Consider the following 18,533-nt stretch of genomic DNA (forward strand, 5'->3'; position numbering starts at 1 on the left):
AGTTCTAGAGCGTTTCCGACGTATGGCGCTCTAAAGATACGGCGAAGCGAGCCACAGGACGCGCTCCACAAAACGGACAACGAATGGCCGCGCATTCAGTTCGCTCAGTCGCACGGGTAAAGCGGTTGCCCGTGCTTCCCGGATGCGGTTTCCGATGGTCGCGGCGAATTCCTCATCCATAACTTCCAGATCGACTTCGAAGTTCAGCCGCAATGAACGAGGGTCCAGGTTGGAAGAACCGATGTAGCTCCAGCGCTCGTCGATCACCAGAAGCTTGGAATGATTGAAGGGCCCTGTCGCCCGCCAGATGCGGCAGTAATTCTTCAACATCTGGTCGAATTGCGCCGTCATCGCCCTGTCCACAAGCACCAGATTGTTGCTTTGCGGCACGATGATATCCACCACGACTCCCCGCCTCGCTGCGGTAATGAGCGCTGAAATAAGCTCCCGATCGGGGAGAAAATAGGGCGACATGACGAGAATGGAGGAGCGGGCGACGGAAAACGCCCCCATCAGCATCTTGTGATTGGTCTCTATGCTCTTATCCGGCCCCGAGGAGGAAACGCGGGCGACGATCTGTGAACCCGGCACACCATCGGGAATGGCGATATCCCAGACCGGCGTGTGCAGAAGCTCCCCCGTCGTGAACCTCCAGTCCTCCGCCGCAATGGAGAAAAAATCAGAGACAACCGGCCCGCTGATCTTGAAATGAGTATCATGCGCCTGTTTTTCACCGCCGAATTCAAGGGTGAAGCCCTCGCGGATATTCATGCCGCCGCTAAAGGCGAGGCGCCCGTCCACCACGAGGATCTTGCGGTGGGTGCGCAAATTCGCATAGGGCAGCCGCAGCCCCATGATGACATTGCCGTTGAACACATCGGCAACGATGCCTTTTTCCCGGAGCGTCGGCAGGATGCTCGGCACGGAATAGCGCGCGCCCACGGCATCCACCAGCACCCGCACCTCCACGCCCCGGAGCTTCGCCCTTTCCAGCGCCGCGACAAAACGCGCGCCGATCCTGTCATTGTCGAAAATATATGTTTCGAGGATGATCGACCGCTTCGCCTCGCCTATCGCCTCGAGCATGGCGGCATAGGCCGCGTCGCCGGTGACAAGCGGCTCGATGCGGTTACCGGTCGTCAGTGCGTGGCGCGTCACCCGGTCGCCGAGCGTCTTCATCGCCTCGAAACGGCGTCCGAACCGCGCGGCAATCACCTCGCCGCTCGCATCCAGGCGCGCCACGCGATCCATGATCTCGTCCTGCATGAAAGACCGCTGCTGCCTGATACTGGACCGGCGAATCCGGTTGATGCCGGCAATCGCATAAATGACTGCACCGACGATCGGCGAAAGAACGATGACGCCCACCCAGCCAAGCGCGGAGCGGACCTCTTCCTTCGTCATCGTGGCATGTACGGCCGCCACGGTTCCCATCAAAATGGAAAGAGCGGCAAGGATATGAGGCCAATAGGCGATGACGAGATCGAGCATGATGCAACTATAGGGCATCGTGCCGAAAAGTGTACCGCGGTTTTGGGAAAACCCGATGCGTAAACAAAAAGGTAGGGCAGTTCGCCGATCCCGCAATAACGGACCGGCACCGGAAAGGCCAAGAAGACCGGACGCCCATCGTTTTACGGGATAGACCCTTGCGGGATTAACGGTGGAAAGTGACGATGCGATATGTCATGAGAGCGCATCTTGATCTGTGAGCAGGGGCACTTGCGGGCTTCTGTGGCGTTTGAAAGCAAGAAGGCCGTGATGCAGGAAAATACCCAGGGCGCCGTCATCGTCATTTCCAGCCACGTCATGCGTGGATCGGTCGGCAACCGTGCCGCAGTCTTCGCGCTGGAGACCCTTGGCTATCCGGTATGGGCGGTGCCCACAATCGTTTTGCCCTGGCACCCCGGCCATGGCCCGTCCACCCGGATGCGCTTTCAGGACGACGACTTCGACAAGGCCATGACCGACCTCGAAAACGCCAAATGGATCGGCGAGGTCAAGGCTGTCCTGACCGGTTATTTCGGCAGCGCGGCGCAGGTGCGCTCCGTCGCAAGGCTGATCCGCAATCTCAAGGAAAAGAACCCGTCGCTGATTTATGCCTGTGACCCGGTCATGGGCGATCTGGGCGGACTATACATTCCCCTTGAGACTGCCGAAGCCATCCGCGATCACCTCATTCCGCTTGCCACCGTCGCCACGCCAAACCGTTATGAACTGGCCTGGATGAGCGGCGCCGAGCTTGAGACCAACAATGCCATCATGGATGCCGCGCTCGCACTCGGCCCGCCGAAAATGCTGGTCACCTCAGCCGTGTCGATGATGGCGGGCGGCACGGGAAATCTCTATTTGAGCGGCCGGCACGCGCTGATGGCGGAACACCGCGCCATAGAAGACGCACCGAACGGTCTCGGAGACCTGATGGCGGCGCTGTTCCTTGCCCGGCTGCTGGAAGGCATGGACGACGAGAAGGCGCTGCAACTGGCCACCGCCAGCGTGTTCGAAATTCTGGCGCGAACCAAAAAACGCGACATGAACGAATTGACGCTGGAGACGGATTCTTCAAGTCTCTCCACACCCATGGCGATGGTGCAGATGCGCCATCTCTTGCATCCTTCGCGCAGCAAGCGCAAATAGCGGCTAAAGGATTGGTCTTCAACGCACCGAGTTCTTCTCTTGATCTTGGTCCAAGCACAACGGTACTGCGATAGATGAAAGATTTTCCGGAAAACCTTCTCAACGGCTACAAGAACTTCATGAGCGGCCGCTATGCCGACGAGCGCGAAAGATACCGCGTTCTGGCTGATACCGGACAGAAACCGCAGACCCTGTTCATTGCCTGTTGTGACTCCCGTTCGGCGCCGGAAACGATTTTCGACTGCGGACCGGGAGAACTTTTCGTCGTGCGGAACGTCGCCAACATGGTACCGCCCTTTGAGCCTGACGGTCAGTACCACGCCACATCAGCCGCCATCGAATATGCCGTGCAGGTTCTGAAGGTGAAGGACATCGTCGTCATGGGCCATGGCCGCTGCGGCGGCATTCAGGCCGCACTCGACCCCAATCTTGAACCTCTGTCACCCGGCGACTTCATCGGCAAATGGATGAACATGGTGAAATCCGCCGCCGAGCAGATCCAGAGCAACGACGTCATGACCGCTTCCGAGCGCCAGACGGCGCTGGAGCGCGTTTCCATTCGCAACTCCATCGCCAACCTGCGCGGCTTCCCCTTCGTCAAGGCGCAGGAAACCGCCGGCAAGGTGAAGCTGCATGGCGCCTGGTTCGATATCTCGACCGGCGAATTGTGGGTGATGGACGGCAAAACGGGCGACTTTCGCCGCCCGGACCTGTGATTGTCGAAACCTTCTCAAAGCTTCGTCACCCCGGATGTGATCCGGGGCCAAGTGCGATCAAGTCTTTGATTGCTTAGTATTGTTTTCACGGCGCAGACGCGCCGTGACTTGATGCCGGAACTAGTCCGGCATCACGGAAGTGGACGTTCCAATTGGGATAAAGCGGCCTTATTGGCCGTCAATCGCCTTGCCGATAAACGCAATCGCCTGCTGATAAACGCTTGCAGCGTTCCAGCCCTGAATGGCCGCGTAATTCGTCTGCCCCTGCTGATAGCCCGCGCCGCGCTGCCAGCCGTGGCCGACAAGGAAGTTGGCCGTGGAGGCGAGCGCATCGGCGCGCGAACCGACGAGATCGATGCGTCCGTCGCGGTCGAAATCCACGCCGTAGCGCACAACGTTCAACGGCAGGAACTGCGTCTGGCCGATTTCGCCATGGGCAGCACCCTTGGCGTTCACGTTCAGCGAACCGCTGCCGACGAGCTTCAGGGCCGCGTAAAGCTGCTCGGTAAAATAATCCGAACGGCGGCAGTCGAAAGAAAGCGTCGCCACGGCGGACAGCGTGTGCTGGTTGCCCATGAAGCCGCCAAATCCGGTTTCCATGCCCCAGATGGCGAGCAGCGGGCCGGCCGGCACACCATAGGCCTTTTCAATCGAGGCGAAGAGAGCCGCATTGTTCTTCTTCATGGTCTTGCCGCGCGAGATGATCGTCTGGCCGCCACGCTTCTGCATGAACTGGTCGAAGGACAGCTTGAAGCTGTGCTGGCCGCGATCGGCGCGGATGGTCGGCTGATTGTAGGAGACGCCGGAGAAGGCACGATCAAGCACCGAGGCGCTGACACCGCGGCTCGCCGCTTCCTGCTTGAAGGCACCGACCCAGGCGTCGAACCCTGCCGAAGTGTTGCCGCATTGCGCAGCCACAACCGGCGTCGCCGCCAAAACCGAGACCATGGCCACACCAGCCAGAATTGCCTTCATTGCCCGCATCAAAATCTGCCTTCGATATCCTTTGGGGAATTTATCCCGAGAACCAAAACGTCGCTGCTGTATGGGCTCGGGTGCCAAATTGCTTTTTGGCCGCCTAAATTGCCTTTTGGCAGCAAGGCCTGCAAATAAACTGGCCGTGATGATAGCCAATTGGAAAACCCGCCTGCCCCACACAGAACAGACGGGTTATACTTAACGAACCTTAAAAAATCGTATCAAGCCGCCGCCTTGCGGGGCTTGATGAGACCACGATTGACCAGGAGTTCGGCGATCTGGATGGCATTGAGGGCAGCGCCCTTGCGCAGATTGTCCGAAACAACCCAGATGTTGAGGCCGTTTTCAACCGTCGCATCCTCACGGATACGCGAAATATAGGTCGCATCCTCGCCAGCGGATTCAACCGGGGTGATGTAGCCGCCATCTTCATGCTTGTCGATCACGAGGCAACCCGGCGCTTCGCGCAGGATGTCACGCGCCTGATCGGCGGTGATCTCGTTTTCGAACTCGATGTTGACCGATTCCGAATGACCGATGAATACCGGAACGCGCACGGCCGTGCAGGTTACCTTGATCTTCGGATCGAGCATCTTCTTGGTTTCGGCCAGAACCTTCCATTCTTCCTTGGTATAGCCGTCTTCCATGAAGACGTCGATATGCGGGATGACGTTGAAGGCGATGCGCTTGGTGAACTTCTTCGTTTCGACCGGATCGGCCACGAAGACGGCGCGTGTCTGCTGGAACAGCTCGTCCATGCCTTCCTTGCCAGCGCCGGAAACGGACTGGTAGGTGGAGACAACGACGCGCTTGATCTTGGCAAAGTCATGCAGCGGCTTCAGCGCGACAACGAGCTGGGCCGTGGAGCAATTCGGATTGGCGATGATGTTCTTGCGGGTGAAGCCCGAGATCGCGTCGGCATTGACTTCCGGAACGATCAGCGGAACGTCCTGGTCGTAGCGCCATGCAGACGAGTTATCGATGACGACGCAACCCTGCTGGCCGATCTTCGGCGACCACTTCTTGGAAATCTCGCCGCCGGCCGACATCAGGCAAATATCCGTGTCGGAAAAATCGTAGTTTTCGAGGTTGGAAACCTTCAGCGTGCGGTCGCCATAGGAAACTTCCGTGCCCTGCGAGCGGGAGGAAGCGAGCGGCACGACTTCATCTGCCGGAAAACCACGTTCGGCCAGGATGTTGAGCATTTCGCGACCGACATTGCCGGTGGCGCCTACAATTGCAACTTTGAAACCCATGATCAAGCTCTCTTTCTGTCTCTCCTCTTTTGGGTGAGGTGGGGAACCCGCATCGCATCGCGGCTTCCTCGATCCCCAGCCAAACCGGGGAGAGAGCGGTGGCCAGAGACGTCAGACGGTTTTAATCGTCGTTTTGGCCGTAATTCGGATAGAATAAGAAAGACGCGGATCATCGCCGGCAGATTGTGCCGGTCCTTCCATGACAATCATGTCTGCAACATGCCTGCGCAAGGTGATGCTCCTTCTTCGCGAGAAGCTATTAGAAGGTTTGGTGTTCGTGTCAAGAAAAAAGGCACGTTGCGAGCGACCCGGCGCATAAGCGCAAATGCCACCTCGCGACATTTTTGCACGTTATGCATTAGACTAAAGTCATAATCCGAAAGCATCGCTCTCATTGGGGTTAATTTTCTGTCACTCTAACATTACGCGCATTGCACCCTTACGGGGGAGTCCGGAGGAGAGACAGGGCTCTGCAATGCGCTCATTTGACATCTGTGGAGGACAGACAATGGCAAACGTAGCAGCCGTGAGCGGCGCCGCCCGTCCCATGACGGGTGAGGAGAAGAAGGTGATTTTCGCCTCTTCTCTCGGAACAGTCTTCGAATGGTACGATTTTTATCTGTACGGCTCGCTCGCGATCTATATCGGCGCGAACTTCTTCAGCCAATATCCGGAAACGACACGTAACATCTTCGCGCTTCTGGCATTTGCCGCCGGCTTCCTCGTGCGCCCCTTCGGCGCCCTGGTGTTCGGGCGTCTCGGCGACATTGTCGGCCGTAAATACACCTTCCTGATCACCATTCTCATCATGGGCGTTTCGACATTCCTCGTCGGCGTCCTGCCCGGTGCATCGCAGATCGGCATCGCAGCCCCGATCATCCTGATCATCCTGCGCATGCTTCAGGGTCTGGCGCTTGGCGGCGAATATGGCGGTGCTGCAACTTATGTGGCCGAACACGCGCCCAACGGTCGCAGAGGCTATTACACCTCATGGATCCAGACGACGGCGACGCTCGGCCTCTTCCTGTCGCTGATGGTCATTCTCGGCGTGCAGTTCGCACTCGGCAAGGAAGCCTTCGCCGCCTGGGGCTGGCGTATTCCCTTCCTCGTTTCGGTTCTGCTGCTTGGCGTATCGGTCTGGATTCGTCTGAAAATGAACGAATCTCCTGCCTTCAAGAAGATGAAAGAAGAAGGCAAGACCTCCAAGGCACCGCTCAGCGAAGCCTTCGGCCAGTGGAAAAACGCAAAGATCGCCCTGCTTGCCCTCGTCGGCGCCGTCATCGGTCAAGCCGTCGTCTGGTATACGGGCCAGTTCTATGCACTGTTCTTCCTGCAGAGCATTCTGAAGGTGGACGGCCAGTCGGCCAACATCATGGTCGCGGCGGCCCTCATCCTCGGCACGGGCTTCTTCGTGCTCTTCGGCTGGCTTTCCGACAAGATCGGCCGCAAGCCGATCATCATGGCGGGTCTCGTTCTCGCGATGCTGACCTACTTCCCGCTGTTCAAGGCGCTCACATGGGCGGGCAACCCGGCACTGGCGCAAGCACAAGCCAGCGTTCGCGCCACCGTGACCGCTGCTCCGGGCGACTGCAAATTCCAGTTCAACCCGACAGGTACGGCGAAATTCACCACATCCTGCGATATCGCCACCTCGTTCCTGACACGCAACTCCGTTCCCTATGACGTCGTTGCTGGAGCGGCTGGAACGCCGGCAAGCGTCAAAATCGGCGACGCCACCATTGCGAGCTACGACGCCATCGCAGCCGGTGCGGATGCTGCCGCAAAAGACAGGGCCTTCCAGAAACAGGTCAACATCGCGCTGCATGACGGCGGCTACCCGCTGGTGCGCGGCGTAGCACAGGTGCCGGACGCAAAACTGGATGCCTTCATTGCCGCCAACCCGGAACTCAACCTCAATGCGGAAGCCGTTCGCGCAGCCGACAAGAAGATGGTGGCGACCGACAAGCTGGTGGCCGACAAGTTGCTGACGCCGGCCGAGACCGCCGGAGCGGCGGAAATGGCCGTCTACAGCATTGCCGGTGGTGGTACCTTCGCCATGGTCGCCGATCCGGCTGCCGTGAACTGGGTCGTCATCATCGCGGTCCTGACCGTCCTCGTGATCTACGTGACGATGGTCTACGGCCCGATTGCGGCCCTGCTGGTCGAACTGTTCCCGACCCGCATCCGCTACTCCGGCATGTCGCTGCCCTACCATATCGGCAACGGCTGGTTCGGCGGCCTGCTGCCCGCCACCGCTTTTGCGATGAGCGCGGCGAAGGGCGATATCTATTACGGCCTCTGGTACCCGATCGTTTTCGCAGGCATCACACTGGTCATCGGCCTGCTGTTCCTGCCGGAAACCAAGGATCGCGACATCCACACCATGGAGTGAGCGGTTTCGCTCCCGACGATAGAAACCCGGCGCTGACGCGCCGGGTTTTTTATTGCCGCAGTACCGCCAGTGCCCGAACTGGCCTTTCGCAGGCTGTCAATCCGCCGCAGGTAGAAACCGCCAAAAACAAGACAAAAACGCTCGAAATAGGCTATGACGCCCTATCGTGCGGAAAAGGGAGAGCCATTTTGAAAATCGGGACGCCTAAGGAATTATATGATGGCGAGGCGCGCGTCGGCATGACGCCCGACAGCGCGCAAGGCCTGCAGAAACTCGGATATGATTGCATCCTCGAAACAGGCGCGGGCAAGGCGGCGGGATTTTCCGACGACGCCTATCGCGCAGCCGGTGTCACCATCGTCGATAGCGCCGATGCGCTTTATACAGGTGCCGACATCATCGCCAAGGTTCGTCCGCCGGAAACGTCGGAGATTGATCGCCTGTCTTCGGACAAGACGCTGATCTCGTTCTTCTATCCCGCACAGAACAAGGACCTTCTGGAGCAGGCGAAGGAAAAGGGCGCAAATGTCATCGCCATGGACATGGTGCCGCGCATTTCCCGCGCCCAGAAAATGGACGCGCTGTCCTCCATGGCCAACATCGCCGGCTATCGCGCCGTCATCGAGGCCGGCAATAATTTCGGCCGCTTCTTCACCGGTCAGGTAACCGCCGCCGGCAAGGTGCCGCCCGCCAAGGTGCTGGTCATCGGTGCTGGGGTTGCCGGTCTTGCCGCCATCGGCACGGCAACCTCGCTCGGCGCCATTACCTATGCCTTCGACGTGCGCCCGGAAGTGGCCGAACAGATCGAATCCATGGGCGCCGAATTCGTCTATCTCGATTTCGCCGACCAGAGCCAGGATGGCGCAGCGACCGGCGGTTACGCCGCCCCCTCCTCGCCGGAATTCCGCGAAAAGCAGCTTGAGAAATTCCGCGAGCTGGCACCGCAGATCGATATCGTCATCACCACGGCGCTGATCCCCGGCCGTGACGCCCCGAAGCTGTGGCTGGCCGACATGGTGGCGGCAATGAAGCCGGGTTCGGTCATCATCGACCTCGCCGCCGAGCGCGGCGGCAATTGCGATCTCACGGTGCCCGACCAGCGCGTCGTCTCCGACAATGGCGTCATCGTCATCGGCTATACGGATTTCCCGAGCCGCATGGCCACGCAGGCCTCAACGCTCTATTCCACCAACATCCGTCACATGATGACCGACCTGACGCCCGCAAAGGACGGCAAGGTCGTTCACAACATGGAAGACGACGTCATCCGCGGCGCCACCGTCACCTATCAGGGCGACATCACCTTTCCGCCACCGCCACCGAAGATCCAGGCCATCGCCGCGCAGAAACCCAAGGAACGAGCAAAAGAGCTTACGCCTGAGGAAAAGCACGCCAAGGAACGGGCCGAGTTCAAGGCGCAGACGAAAAGCCAAGTCGGTCTGCTCGTCATCGGTACGGCGGCCCTGCTTCTCGTCGGCCTTTACGCGCCGGCAAGCTTCATGAGCCATTTCATCGTCTTCGTGCTCGCCTGCTTTATCGGCTTCTCCGTCATCTGGAATGTCAGCCACTCGCTGCACACGCCGCTGATGGCGGTGACGAACGCGATTTCCGGCATCGTCATTATCGGCGCGCTGCTGCAGATCGGTTCCGGCAACTGGCTGGTGGTGATCCTTGCCTCACTTTCCGTCCTGATCGCGACGATCAACATCGTCGGCGGTTTCCTTGTGACACGGCGCATGCTCGCCATGTTCCAGAAGTCCTGAGCCGTGTAGGGGACACATAATGACCATTGGTATCGTTTCCGCGGCCTATGTTGCCGCAGCCGTTCTATTCATCCTCTCCCTCGGTGGTCTTTCCGGGCAGGAAAGCGCCAAGCGCGCCGTCTGGTACGGCATAACAGGCATGGGTCTTGCCATTGTCGCCACGGTCTTCGGACCTGATGTCGGCAACTGGTTCATCGTACTTCTGATGCTGGCGGGTGGCGCCGTTCTCGGCTACTTCGTCGCAAACCGCGTGCAGATGACCGAGATGCCGCAGCTTGTTGCAGCACTTCACTCCTTTGTCGGTCTGGCCGCCGTCTTCATCGGCTTCAACGCCCATATCGAGGAAGCGCATGTCGCCTCGCTAGATGAGACGGCGCGCTCCCTGTTGACAGGCTTTTCCGCCCTCCTCGCCCACAAGACGCCGGTAGAACTGGCAATCATGAAGGTCGAGGTCTTCCTCGGCGTCTTCATCGGCGCCGTCACCTTCACCGGTTCCGTCGTCGCCTTCGGCAAGCTTGCCGGCAAGGTGGACGGCAAGGCGAAGAAGCTTCCGGGCGGACACGTCCTCAATGCCGGTGCCGCGATCCTGTCGCTCGTCCTGCTCATCATGTATTGCAACGGTGCTGGCGCATGGACGCTGGTGCTGATGACGCTTGCCGCCTTCTTCATCGGCTATCACCTGATCATGGGTATCGGCGGCGCAGACATGCCTGTCGTCGTCTCGATGCTGAACAGCTATTCCGGCTGGGCGGCGGCCGCCATCGGCTTCACGCTCGGCAACGATCTCCTGATCGTTACCGGTGCGCTTGTCGGCTCCTCGGGGGCGATCCTGTCCTACATCATGTGCAAGGCCATGAACCGCTCCTTCATCTCGGTCATCCTCGGGGGCTTCGGCGGCACGACGGGTCCGGCGATGGAAATCGAAGGCGAGCAGGTGGCAATCGATGCCGAAGGCGTGGCATCAGCGCTGAACGACGCTGACAGCGTCATCATCGTGCCCGGTTACGGCATGGCGGTGGCACAGGCACAACAGGCCGTTTCCGAACTGACCCGCAAGCTGCGCGCCGACGGCAAGACCGTGCGTTTCGCCATCCACCCGGTTGCGGGTCGTCTTCCCGGTCACATGAACGTGCTGCTCGCCGAAGCAAAGGTGCCCTACGACATCGTGCTGGAAATGGACGAGATCAACGACGATTTCCCCAATACCGACGTCGTCATCGTCATCGGCTCCAACGACATCGTCAACCCGGCGGCACAGGACGATCCCAACTCGCCCATCGCCGGCATGCCGGTTCTGGAAGTATGGAAATCCAAACTGGTCATCGTTTCCAAGCGCGGCCAGGGCACGGGCTATTCCGGCATCGAGAACCCGCTGTTCTACAAGGACAACACCCGCATGTTCTACGGCGATGCGAAGAAGTCGATCAACGATCTTTTGCCGCTGATCAAGTAATGAAAAAGGGCGTTTCCGGGAGACCGGAAACGCCCTTCTTACTGACGTTAAAAGAAAGCTCCGCCGTCATCCTCGGGCTTGTCCCGGTTGCAGATCCTCGGGACAAGCCGGAGGATGGCGGCGCGCAAATAGCTAATCGTGAGTTAAGGGTAAACCGGCCCCAGAGACCGCTCTCAAAGCACCCGGTAACGCCGGTTGAAATACATCAGTGCTTCGTCGCCCTCATTGATCTTCATATCGACGACATCGCAGATCAGGATATCGTGCGTGCCGCCATCATGTGCCTCGCGAATGCGGCAATCGAAGGAGACCAGTGCGTCTTCCAGAACAGGCGCGCCGGTTTCGAGCACGCCCCAGCTTCCGGCAGCGAAACGTTCTTCCGCCGGTGTCTTGCCGCCGAACAGGGTGCTCAGCACCTCGTGCTTGGAAGCAAGCGTGTTGACGCAGATGACGCCATTGCCCTTCACCACATTATAAGCGGAAGAGCCGCGGTTGAGGCAGACGAGAAGCGTGGGCGGATTGTCGGAAACGCTGCAAACGGCCGTCGCTGCAAATCCCGCACGGCCTGCCGCACCGTCCGTGGTGACGATGTTGACTGCCGCACCGAGCCGCGCCATGGCATTTCTATAATCGAGGCTGCGTTCCTGTGCAGTCTTCGTCTCCATTTCCGCTTCCTTTTCAAGAGACATCATCCGCATCTAAACCATCCTTCCTTAACAGGCCCTCAAGCCAGAACACAGGCGTCTTCAAACGCAAGTCGCGGCAGGCGGCCGAACAGCTTCGACGGATCGCCGTAACCAAGATTGATGAGGAAATTGGATTTCCATGTCGTACCCGCAAAAAATGCCGCATCCACCTTGCCCTTGTCGAAACCGGACATGGCTCCGGTATCAAGCCCGAGCGCGCGGGCGGCAAGAATGAGATAACCGGCTTGCAGCGTGGCATTGCGGAATGCCGTTTCCTCGGCCATCGCCGCACTGGAGGTGAACCAGGAACGCGCATCGGCATGGGGAAACAGCACCGGCAGCTTCTCGTAAAATTCGCTGTCGATGGCAGCGATGACCGTGACGGGTGCTGCCATGGTCTTTTCCAGATTGCCCGAAGAAAGCGCTGGCCTCAATTTTTCCTTGGCTTCCGGGCTGCGCACGAAAACGAAACGCGCCGGCGAGCAATTGGCCGAGGTCGGCCCCATCTTCGTCAGGTCATAAAGCGCTGTCAGCGTCTCATCCCCGATCGGCTTGTCCGTCCAGCCATTGTGGGTGCGTGCCTCGGTGAAAAGTGTTGCCAATGCAGCGTCGTCCAATGCTCTCGTCATTTTACTCTCAAATCCCGTCAGAATGTTTGTGTTGCCGGTAGCAGAAACTGCAAAAGCCGCGCGTTGAAAAGGTCAGAATCGGTGATATTGACCGCATGCGCTCCGAAATCGAGAAGGCAAAGCTCGCTTTGCGGCAAACCTTCCGCAAGACGCAGCGACCGGGTATAGGGCACCAGAAGATCGTCCTTGGTTGCCACTATCAGAACCGGATTGCCGATCTCGCCGAGGCGCGCGTCGACATCAAAGGCCCGGAGCGCCGCGATGCGCCGAAGCACATTCGCCCTGCCCTGAAAATGCGCGACGCCATGCGCATCGTCACGTGCCAGCCGCTCCTGATGCTCTGACATCCAGGCCGCCGGATAAAGAAACAGCGGCTGGGCTTTCACGAAAGCCTCGACACCGGATTTTTCCAGAAGCTCGATCCGCACATCGAAGCAGCGCCCGGAATGCGGATCGGCCTTGCTCCAGGCATTGATAAGAACAAGCCTGTCGATGAGGCCGGGCTTGCGAAGCGCGATATCGAGTCCGATCAGACCGCCAAGCGCATGGCCCATGAAGTGAAACTTTTCGAGGTTCAGCGCCGAGACGATCTCAAGCACATCATCGGCCATCGCCGATATGCCGCCATCTGCCGGCACCTCGCCGCCGGTCCGGCCAGTTCCGCGATGGTCATAGGTAACGATCCGGAAATGGCTGGAAAGGGCCTCGATCTGCGGCGCCCAATAGGCGCCCGATCCACCCAGCCCCGATGACAGCAGGATAGTGGGCGCCTCAGGCTCGGCCCGGCCATGAACCTCGAAATGCATCATTTTGCCGTTTCGCCTTACTTGCCGATATGTGCGACGGTGGCGATTTCCACCAGCGCGTCAGGCTTTACGAGGCCGCACTGGATGCAATAACGCGCGGGCTTGTCGCCGGGGAAATATTCGGCATAGACCGTGTTCACGGCCTGGTAATTTGCCCAGTCGGTGATGAAGATGTGGTTCATCGTCACGTCCTCCATCGTGCCGCCGGCGGTCTCAATAACGGATTTGATGGTTTCCAGAACATGGCGTGTCTGGGCGCTGGCATCGCCCACATGCACGACATTATTGTCCTTGTCGAATGGCAGCGTTCCGGAAACGTAAACCACGCCATCGGCGAGGGTTCCCGGCGAAAAAGGGGCGATGGGTTTGCTTGTACCGGCAGGCACGACGATCTTCTTCGGCATTTCATTCTCCTCTTTGTGTTTGGGGATCAATCCCTGACGGGTGCGGCCTGCGAGATGACGCCGCAGAAATCATTGACGGTCGCCACCCAGCCGAAAAATTTCTCGACATTGTAGACCGTCGCCTGCTGGATGTAGTCCGGGCCCAGATGATGCGTCGCATCCTCCAGCATCACCCCGAAATATTCGAGATGGAAAGCGTCGCGCAGCGAGCTTTCGACGCAGACATTGGTGGCGATGCCGACGAACACCAGATTGCGGATGCCACGCGCACGCAGGACGCTGTCCATATTGGTGTTAAAGAAACCGCTGTAACGCGTCTTCGGCACCAGAATGTCGCCGGGCTGGGGCTGCAACTCGTCGACAATGGCGTAATCCCACGTTCCCTTGGCCAACAGCTGGCCCTGCAGTTCCGGCCTTTTGCGCATTGTTTTCAGCGCGTTGGACTTGTGCCAGTTGGGCGAACCCGGCCCACCGGCCTCGACATAATCCTTGTCCCAGCCATTCTGGAAATAGATGACCTGAACACCTGCCGCCCGCGCTGCATCCAGCGTCTTCTTGATGTTGGCGATGGTGCCCTTGGCGCCGGAAATATCGAACCCGGCAAGATCGACATAACCGCCCTCGGTCGAATAGGCGTTCTGCATGTCGACCACGACAACGGCGGTCTCGCTGGGCTTGAGGGTAATCGGCTCCGGCCTTGCGGGAAGCGTCACACTTTCCGAACGGCTTTCCGGCCCCTTGTAACCCGCCACGACGGCTTCACTCATTCCGCTGCCTCCAGTTCGGCCAGCACATGCTGGCGGCTCTTCATCAGCGGCTGTACATATTTGCCGAATTTTTCGACGCCTTCGAGAAAATCGTCAAAGGTCAGCATCACGCCACCCGTTCCCGGCACTTCGCTCATTTCATCCAGCATCGCCGCCACTTCCTCATAGGAGCCAATCAGCGTTCCCATGTTGATGTTGACCGCCGAGACGGGATTGGACATGTGCCGGACATTGGTATCAGAGCCGGACTTGGTGTCGACAGAACTCTGCAGGCCGAGCCACTTGATCGCGTCCTCATCCGCGCCCGCCTTGTAATGCTCCCACTTCGCCCAGGCATCCTCGGATTTTTCTTCCGCAAGGATCATGGTCAGCACGACGGATTTAACCTCGCGACCCGACTTTTCCGTTGCCGCCAGAAGTCGCTCATTGGTGGGTGCAAAAGCCTTTGGCGTATTGACGCCGACGCCGAAGCAGAAGCTGTAATCGGCGAATTTGGCAGAGAACGCCATGCCGGAATTGGAGGAACCGGCGCAGATGAGCTTCACATCCCCCTGCGGCACCGGCTTCATGCGGCAATCATCCATCTGGAAGAACTTGCCCTTGAAGTCCGACTGCCCTTCCGTCAGCAACTCTTTCAGCACGGAGGTATATTCGCCAAGATATTCATAGCGATCACCGAAATAATCGTCGCCCGGCCAAAGGCCCATCTGGCTGTATTCAGGACGCTGCCAGCCGGTAATAAGGTTGATGCCGAAACGCCCGCCGGAAATGGAATCGATCGTCGTCGCCATACGCGCAACGATGGCCGGCGGCATGACAAGCGTGGCGGCGGTGCCGAACAGCTTGATCTTGGAGGTCACGGCGGCGAGGCCCGCCATCAGGGTGAAGGATTCCAGATTATAATCCCAGAACTCGGTCTTGCCGCCAAAGCCGCGCAGCTTGATCATCGACAGCGCGAAATCGAAGCCGTATTTTTCCGCCTTCAGCGTGATTTCCTTGTTCAGGTCGAAGCTTGGCTTGTATTGCGGCGCGTTCTCGGAAAGGAGCCACCCATTATTCCCGATCGGTATAAAAACACCAACTTCCATCTTGCTGTTCCCTTTTTTGGCATCAGGCGTTTTCCTGATTTGAAGAAAGAGTAGCAGGTTCCGTGCCAGACGAAAAAAAATAATTTTATCAATTGGATAATTTTTTGGAGGCCAATTTCTTTTTACCAAAAGATAAAAATTTTATCATTTGGTAAATTAACATGCCTGTTTATTCGGCAAATATCGAACGCAATGTGCGGGAAATGAGTAGCTCTCACAATGGTTCTGAAGCATTGCACGACAGCCGAAAACCACTCCTCCGTCACGCCGGACTTGATCCTGTATCCAGCCGCGGCCCGTCCGCGCCGCCAATATAGCCCCGCGCGATCAAACACTTGATCGCACTAGACCCCGGACCAAGCCCGGGGTGATGGCGTGAGGATGCTAAGACGAGGTCAGCACGAATGTGCAACGAGGCATTTCAAGCGCTGTGAAGACAACCAGCGACAAGCTATGCCAAAACTTCAACCGAGGCGTTGCTGCGCGTAGGCATGCACGGCCCTGAAGGCGGCTTCGGCGCCGGCGACGACCCGCTCCTCTTCGTCGATGGTCAGCGAAATTTCATCGAGCGCGGCCGTAAAGGTACGCCAATGCAGGCCGCGCCCTTCCGGAGCGCCGGCCAGATGGCGCGCGCCGAATTCTTCGGTGAGGCCAAGCTTGGCTGCATCTTTAAGAAGGAAAGCCGCGCCGAGGTTCGAGCCTTCGACCACATAAAGCCAGCCCATGGCCTCAGGTAGATCGAACGGCGTTTCGCTTGTAAAGCGCGGCTCGTTTGTTTCAGGAATGGCGTGTCCCAGATCGGCAAGGTCCTGCTCTATCATGGAGAGACGGCGCCGACCCTTAAGATCAGGCAGCAGGCCATCAAGCGTTTCATTGGAGAAAAATGCATCGAGGTCGCGATGGAAAAGATATTGCGTTTCCACGAATTTGCCGAAGTTCTCCCGGCTCTCGAACGGCTTCGCTGCCATGATGAAGGTATCGAGACCACCATGCGCGCCACGCGTGGCAGCCCTCAGGCGCTTCACGCGGCTCTGCTCGATCTCCTCCACAGGCGCTGATTGCTCCACAATGGTCATGACGCTTCCCTTTATCCCATATTCAGATTGCCTGATAAAAATCTTTACTTAAACAGTCAAATTTATTTTAGCATTTTTCCTGTGCATCGCTAAAAAATGGCATTCGCGTAAACCGGTGTAAACATTCCATGCCCCACCGGGCGCAACACAGATCCTGAGGCAGCTTTAGAAGCCAATTCCCCCCTTTCAGCCTCCCGAACAATCATTCTGTAATTACCGCTTTACAACTAACATGTCAGTGTGCCATCAATCTGCAGCCATCTTGGAGGAGCATCTTAATTGACCCAGAAATTCGGCCTTTCGGCAGCACTGACGACCCCTTTCAAAACTGACGGAACCGTCGATACAGACGCCATGATCGCGCATGCCCGCCGTTGCCTTGCAAATGGTTGCGACAGCGTGACACTCTTCGGCACCACCGGCGAGGGATGCTCCGTCGGCAGCCGCGAACGGCAGGTCATTCTCTCCCGCTTCATCGAGGCGGGCATTGCGCCTTCCCGTCTGGTCACCGGCGTTCTCGTGGATTCCATCGAGGATGCGGCCGACCAGTCCGCCGAGGCCCTGAACGCAGGTGCCCGCAATATTCTTCTCGCCCCACCATCCTATTTCAAGAATGTCAGCGATGACGGCTTGTTTGCCTGGTTCTCGGCGGTTTTCGAAAAGATCGGCAAGGGCGCGCGCGACATTCTCGTCTATAACATCCCTTCCGTGACCATGGTAACACTGTCGGTCGAACTGGTGGGGCGGCTGAGACAAGCGTTTCCGGGCATCGTCACCGGCGTGAAGGACTCCTCAGGCAACTGGAGCCACACAGAGCGCCTGCTGAAAGAACACGGCGATCTCGCCATTCTGATCGGCGATGAGCGTGATCTGGCCAAGGGCGTTCGCCTGGGCGGTCAGGGAGCCATCTCCGGCGTTGCCAATTTCCTGACGCAGGAAGTCCGCGCCATGGCCGTTGACGGCAAGGACGATGCGCGCATCGTCGATCTTGTTGTGGAACTTCTGAAATTTCCGGTTACGCCCGCCGTCAAGGTGCTGGTATCACACACGACAGGGGAAGATATCTGGTCTGATGTGCGCGCGCCGCTCGTTGCCATTTCACCGGAGGGCCGGCGGCAGATCGAAGGCGCATTCGACGCGCTGTTTCGCAAACAGGCTGCCTGAACAGACCTTGAAAGGTTGAGCATGGACGATACCGGCGAACAGACATTGCGGGAAAGGGCGTATGAAAGCTTTACGCATCACCTTCTCTCGCGCGACGTTCGCCCTGGGCAATTCATCTCGCAACGCCGCCTCGTGGAATTGACGGGTCTGCCGCTGGGCGCGATCCGGGAAGCAATTCCACGGCTGGAGGCGGAAGGTCTGATCAAGACTGTGCCGCAGCGGGGATTGCAGGTCGCCCATATCGACATCAACCTCATCCGCGAGGCGTTCCAGTTCCGGATCTTTCTCGAGAAGGAGGCCGTGGCGCTCTTTACGCGTTCAGCCTCGGACGAGACCATCGCCAAGCTGTTGAAACAGCACCGCGATATCGTCGAGGCGACGGAAAAAGGTGGGGAATCGCCAGAGCTGGACCAGCACGCGCAGCAGGTGGACTGGGGCATGCACGACGCCTTCATCGATAGCCTCGGCAATTCGATCATCTCGAACGCCTACAGGGTCAATTCCATCAAGATGCGCCTCATCAATCAGGAGCGCTTTCGCATCGCAGGCCATGTCAAATCGGTGATGAAAGAACACCTCGCCATTCTCGAAGCCATTGAGAAGCGATCTGTCGAAGACGCCGTGGAGCGGCTGACCGCCCATATCCGCAACGCAAGGGACAGGGCGCTGGCAGTATAGGGCAATTCCGGTAGGGCAGAAGAAAGGTCCTGGCCGGAAT

Annotated in this window: 17 protein-coding genes; 7 read left to right on the forward strand and 10 right to left on the reverse strand. The window is 58.5% G+C overall.

Annotated features, from left to right (window positions below; all coding sequences use genetic code 11):
* Positions 1-30 precede the first annotated feature (30 nt).
* Positions 31-1,491, reverse strand: coding sequence for a phospholipase D-like domain-containing protein (locus ACZ5A6_RS10825; protein WP_065658688.1), 1,461 nt, complete (start codon positions 1,489-1,491; stop codon positions 31-33).
* A 270-nt stretch (positions 1,492-1,761) separates the two neighbouring features.
* On the opposite strand from ACZ5A6_RS10825, the gene pdxY reads away from it, so the two are divergent.
* A complete protein-coding gene (pdxY, locus tag ACZ5A6_RS10830) occupies positions 1,762-2,637 on the forward strand; it encodes a pyridoxal kinase PdxY (protein ID WP_026330745.1) in 876 nt (291 codons plus the stop codon).
* A gap of 74 nt (positions 2,638-2,711) precedes the next feature.
* A complete protein-coding gene (locus ACZ5A6_RS10835) occupies positions 2,712-3,353 on the forward strand; it encodes a carbonic anhydrase (RefSeq protein WP_003514071.1) in 642 nt (213 codons plus the stop codon).
* Positions 3,354-3,521: 168 nt separating this feature from the next.
* Here ACZ5A6_RS10835 and ACZ5A6_RS10840 read toward each other — a convergent pair whose 3' ends face one another.
* Entirely contained in the window at positions 3,522-4,337 is an 816-nt protein-coding gene (locus tag ACZ5A6_RS10840; protein WP_003514072.1) for a lytic murein transglycosylase, read from the reverse strand.
* Between the two features lie 215 nt (positions 4,338-4,552).
* On the reverse strand, positions 4,553-5,587 hold the full coding sequence (locus ACZ5A6_RS10845; RefSeq protein ID WP_003514078.1) for an aspartate-semialdehyde dehydrogenase: 1,035 nt from the start codon (positions 5,585-5,587) through the stop codon (positions 4,553-4,555).
* A gap of 508 nt (positions 5,588-6,095) precedes the next feature.
* Here ACZ5A6_RS10845 and ACZ5A6_RS10850 point away from each other — a divergent pair.
* The 3 genes from ACZ5A6_RS10850 (at position 6,096) to ACZ5A6_RS10860 (ending at position 11,195) form a co-directional block, all read left to right on the forward strand.
* Entirely contained in the window at positions 6,096-7,979 is a 1,884-nt protein-coding gene (locus ACZ5A6_RS10850; RefSeq protein WP_003514082.1) for an MFS transporter, read from the forward strand.
* 188 nt (positions 7,980-8,167) lie between these two features.
* Positions 8,168-9,742 carry a Re/Si-specific NAD(P)(+) transhydrogenase subunit alpha gene (locus tag ACZ5A6_RS10855; RefSeq protein ID WP_003514084.1) on the forward strand — a complete coding sequence of 525 codons (1,575 nt, stop codon included), beginning with the start codon at positions 8,168-8,170 and terminating at the stop codon, positions 9,740-9,742.
* 19 nt (positions 9,743-9,761) lie between these two features.
* Positions 9,762-11,195, forward strand: a complete 1,434-nt coding sequence (locus ACZ5A6_RS10860) for an NAD(P)(+) transhydrogenase (Re/Si-specific) subunit beta (protein ID WP_003514086.1) — start codon at positions 9,762-9,764, stop codon at positions 11,193-11,195.
* A gap of 173 nt (positions 11,196-11,368) precedes the next feature.
* Here ACZ5A6_RS10860 and rutF read toward each other — a convergent pair whose 3' ends face one another.
* The 7 genes from rutF to ACZ5A6_RS10895 form a co-directional block, all read right to left on the reverse strand.
* On the reverse strand, positions 11,369-11,893 hold the full coding sequence (gene rutF, locus ACZ5A6_RS10865; RefSeq protein WP_013636774.1) for an NADH-dependent FMN reductase RutF: 525 nt from the start codon (positions 11,891-11,893) through the stop codon (positions 11,369-11,371).
* A gap of 26 nt (positions 11,894-11,919) precedes the next feature.
* The gene (locus ACZ5A6_RS10870) at positions 11,920-12,510 is read right to left on the reverse strand and encodes a malonic semialdehyde reductase (RefSeq protein ID WP_003514089.1); all 591 of its coding nucleotides are present in this window, start codon (positions 12,508-12,510) and stop codon (positions 11,920-11,922) included.
* A 17-nt stretch (positions 12,511-12,527) separates the two neighbouring features.
* The gene (gene rutD, locus ACZ5A6_RS10875) at positions 12,528-13,319 is read right to left on the reverse strand and encodes a pyrimidine utilization protein D (RefSeq protein WP_174060972.1); all 792 of its coding nucleotides are present in this window, start codon (positions 13,317-13,319) and stop codon (positions 12,528-12,530) included.
* A 14-nt stretch (positions 13,320-13,333) separates the two neighbouring features.
* Positions 13,334-13,720: a pyrimidine utilization protein C gene (gene rutC / locus ACZ5A6_RS10880; protein WP_003492069.1), complete on the reverse strand. Its 387-nt coding sequence runs from the start codon at positions 13,718-13,720 to the stop codon at positions 13,334-13,336.
* A gap of 26 nt (positions 13,721-13,746) precedes the next feature.
* A complete protein-coding gene (gene rutB / locus ACZ5A6_RS10885; protein ID WP_003514094.1) occupies positions 13,747-14,487 on the reverse strand; it encodes a pyrimidine utilization protein B in 741 nt (246 codons plus the stop codon).
* On the reverse strand, positions 14,484-15,575 hold the full coding sequence (gene rutA, locus ACZ5A6_RS10890) for a pyrimidine utilization protein A (protein ID WP_003504013.1): 1,092 nt from the start codon (positions 15,573-15,575) through the stop codon (positions 14,484-14,486). The genes rutB and rutA overlap by 4 nt, the downstream gene beginning before the upstream one ends.
* A gap of 464 nt (positions 15,576-16,039) precedes the next feature.
* Positions 16,040-16,651 carry a biliverdin-producing heme oxygenase gene (locus ACZ5A6_RS10895; protein ID WP_174060971.1) on the reverse strand — a complete coding sequence of 204 codons (612 nt, stop codon included), beginning with the start codon at positions 16,649-16,651 and terminating at the stop codon, positions 16,040-16,042.
* A gap of 279 nt (positions 16,652-16,930) precedes the next feature.
* Here ACZ5A6_RS10895 and ACZ5A6_RS10900 point away from each other — a divergent pair, with 279 nt between their 5' ends.
* Both ACZ5A6_RS10900 and ACZ5A6_RS10905 read left to right on the forward strand, forming a co-directional pair.
* A complete protein-coding gene (locus ACZ5A6_RS10900) occupies positions 16,931-17,815 on the forward strand; it encodes a dihydrodipicolinate synthase family protein (RefSeq protein ID WP_111792388.1) in 885 nt (294 codons plus the stop codon).
* A 21-nt stretch (positions 17,816-17,836) separates the two neighbouring features.
* Positions 17,837-18,493, forward strand: coding sequence for a GntR family transcriptional regulator (locus ACZ5A6_RS10905; RefSeq protein ID WP_065662132.1), 657 nt, complete (start codon positions 17,837-17,839; stop codon positions 18,491-18,493).
* Positions 18,494-18,533: the final 40 nt, after the last annotated feature.

It is taken from the genome of Agrobacterium sp. 6Ca8, from assembly GCF_055382765.1.

Excerpts from the sequence above, each read along its gene's own strand:
- ACZ5A6_RS10870 (WP_003514089.1), bottom strand. The coding sequence starts at position 12,510 with ATGACGAGAGCATTGGACGACGCTGCATTGGCAACACTTTTCACCGAG.
- rutF (WP_013636774.1), bottom strand. The coding sequence starts at position 11,893 with ATGCGGATGATGTCTCTTGAAAAGGAAGCGGAAATGGAGACGAAGACT.
- ACZ5A6_RS10825 (WP_065658688.1), bottom strand. The coding sequence starts at position 1,491 with ATGCTCGATCTCGTCATCGCCTATTGGCCTCATATCCTTGCCGCTCTT.
- ACZ5A6_RS10835 (WP_003514071.1), top strand. The coding sequence starts at position 2,712 with ATGAAAGATTTTCCGGAAAACCTTCTCAACGGCTACAAGAACTTCATG.
- ACZ5A6_RS10860 (WP_003514086.1), top strand. The coding sequence starts at position 9,762 with ATGACCATTGGTATCGTTTCCGCGGCCTATGTTGCCGCAGCCGTTCTA.
- pdxY (WP_026330745.1), top strand. The coding sequence starts at position 1,762 with ATGCAGGAAAATACCCAGGGCGCCGTCATCGTCATTTCCAGCCACGTC.
- ACZ5A6_RS10850 (WP_003514082.1), top strand. The coding sequence starts at position 6,096 with ATGGCAAACGTAGCAGCCGTGAGCGGCGCCGCCCGTCCCATGACGGGT.
- ACZ5A6_RS10895 (WP_174060971.1), bottom strand. The coding sequence starts at position 16,651 with ATGACCATTGTGGAGCAATCAGCGCCTGTGGAGGAGATCGAGCAGAGC.
- ACZ5A6_RS10840 (WP_003514072.1), bottom strand. The coding sequence starts at position 4,337 with ATGCGGGCAATGAAGGCAATTCTGGCTGGTGTGGCCATGGTCTCGGTT.
- ACZ5A6_RS10905 (WP_065662132.1), top strand. The coding sequence starts at position 17,837 with ATGGACGATACCGGCGAACAGACATTGCGGGAAAGGGCGTATGAAAGC.
- rutA (WP_003504013.1), bottom strand. The coding sequence starts at position 15,575 with ATGGAAGTTGGTGTTTTTATACCGATCGGGAATAATGGGTGGCTCCTT.
- ACZ5A6_RS10845 (WP_003514078.1), bottom strand. The coding sequence starts at position 5,587 with ATGGGTTTCAAAGTTGCAATTGTAGGCGCCACCGGCAATGTCGGTCGC.
- rutC (WP_003492069.1), bottom strand. The coding sequence starts at position 13,720 with ATGCCGAAGAAGATCGTCGTGCCTGCCGGTACAAGCAAACCCATCGCC.
- rutD (WP_174060972.1), bottom strand. The coding sequence starts at position 13,319 with ATGATGCATTTCGAGGTTCATGGCCGGGCCGAGCCTGAGGCGCCCACT.
- rutB (WP_003514094.1), bottom strand. The coding sequence starts at position 14,487 with ATGAGTGAAGCCGTCGTGGCGGGTTACAAGGGGCCGGAAAGCCGTTCG.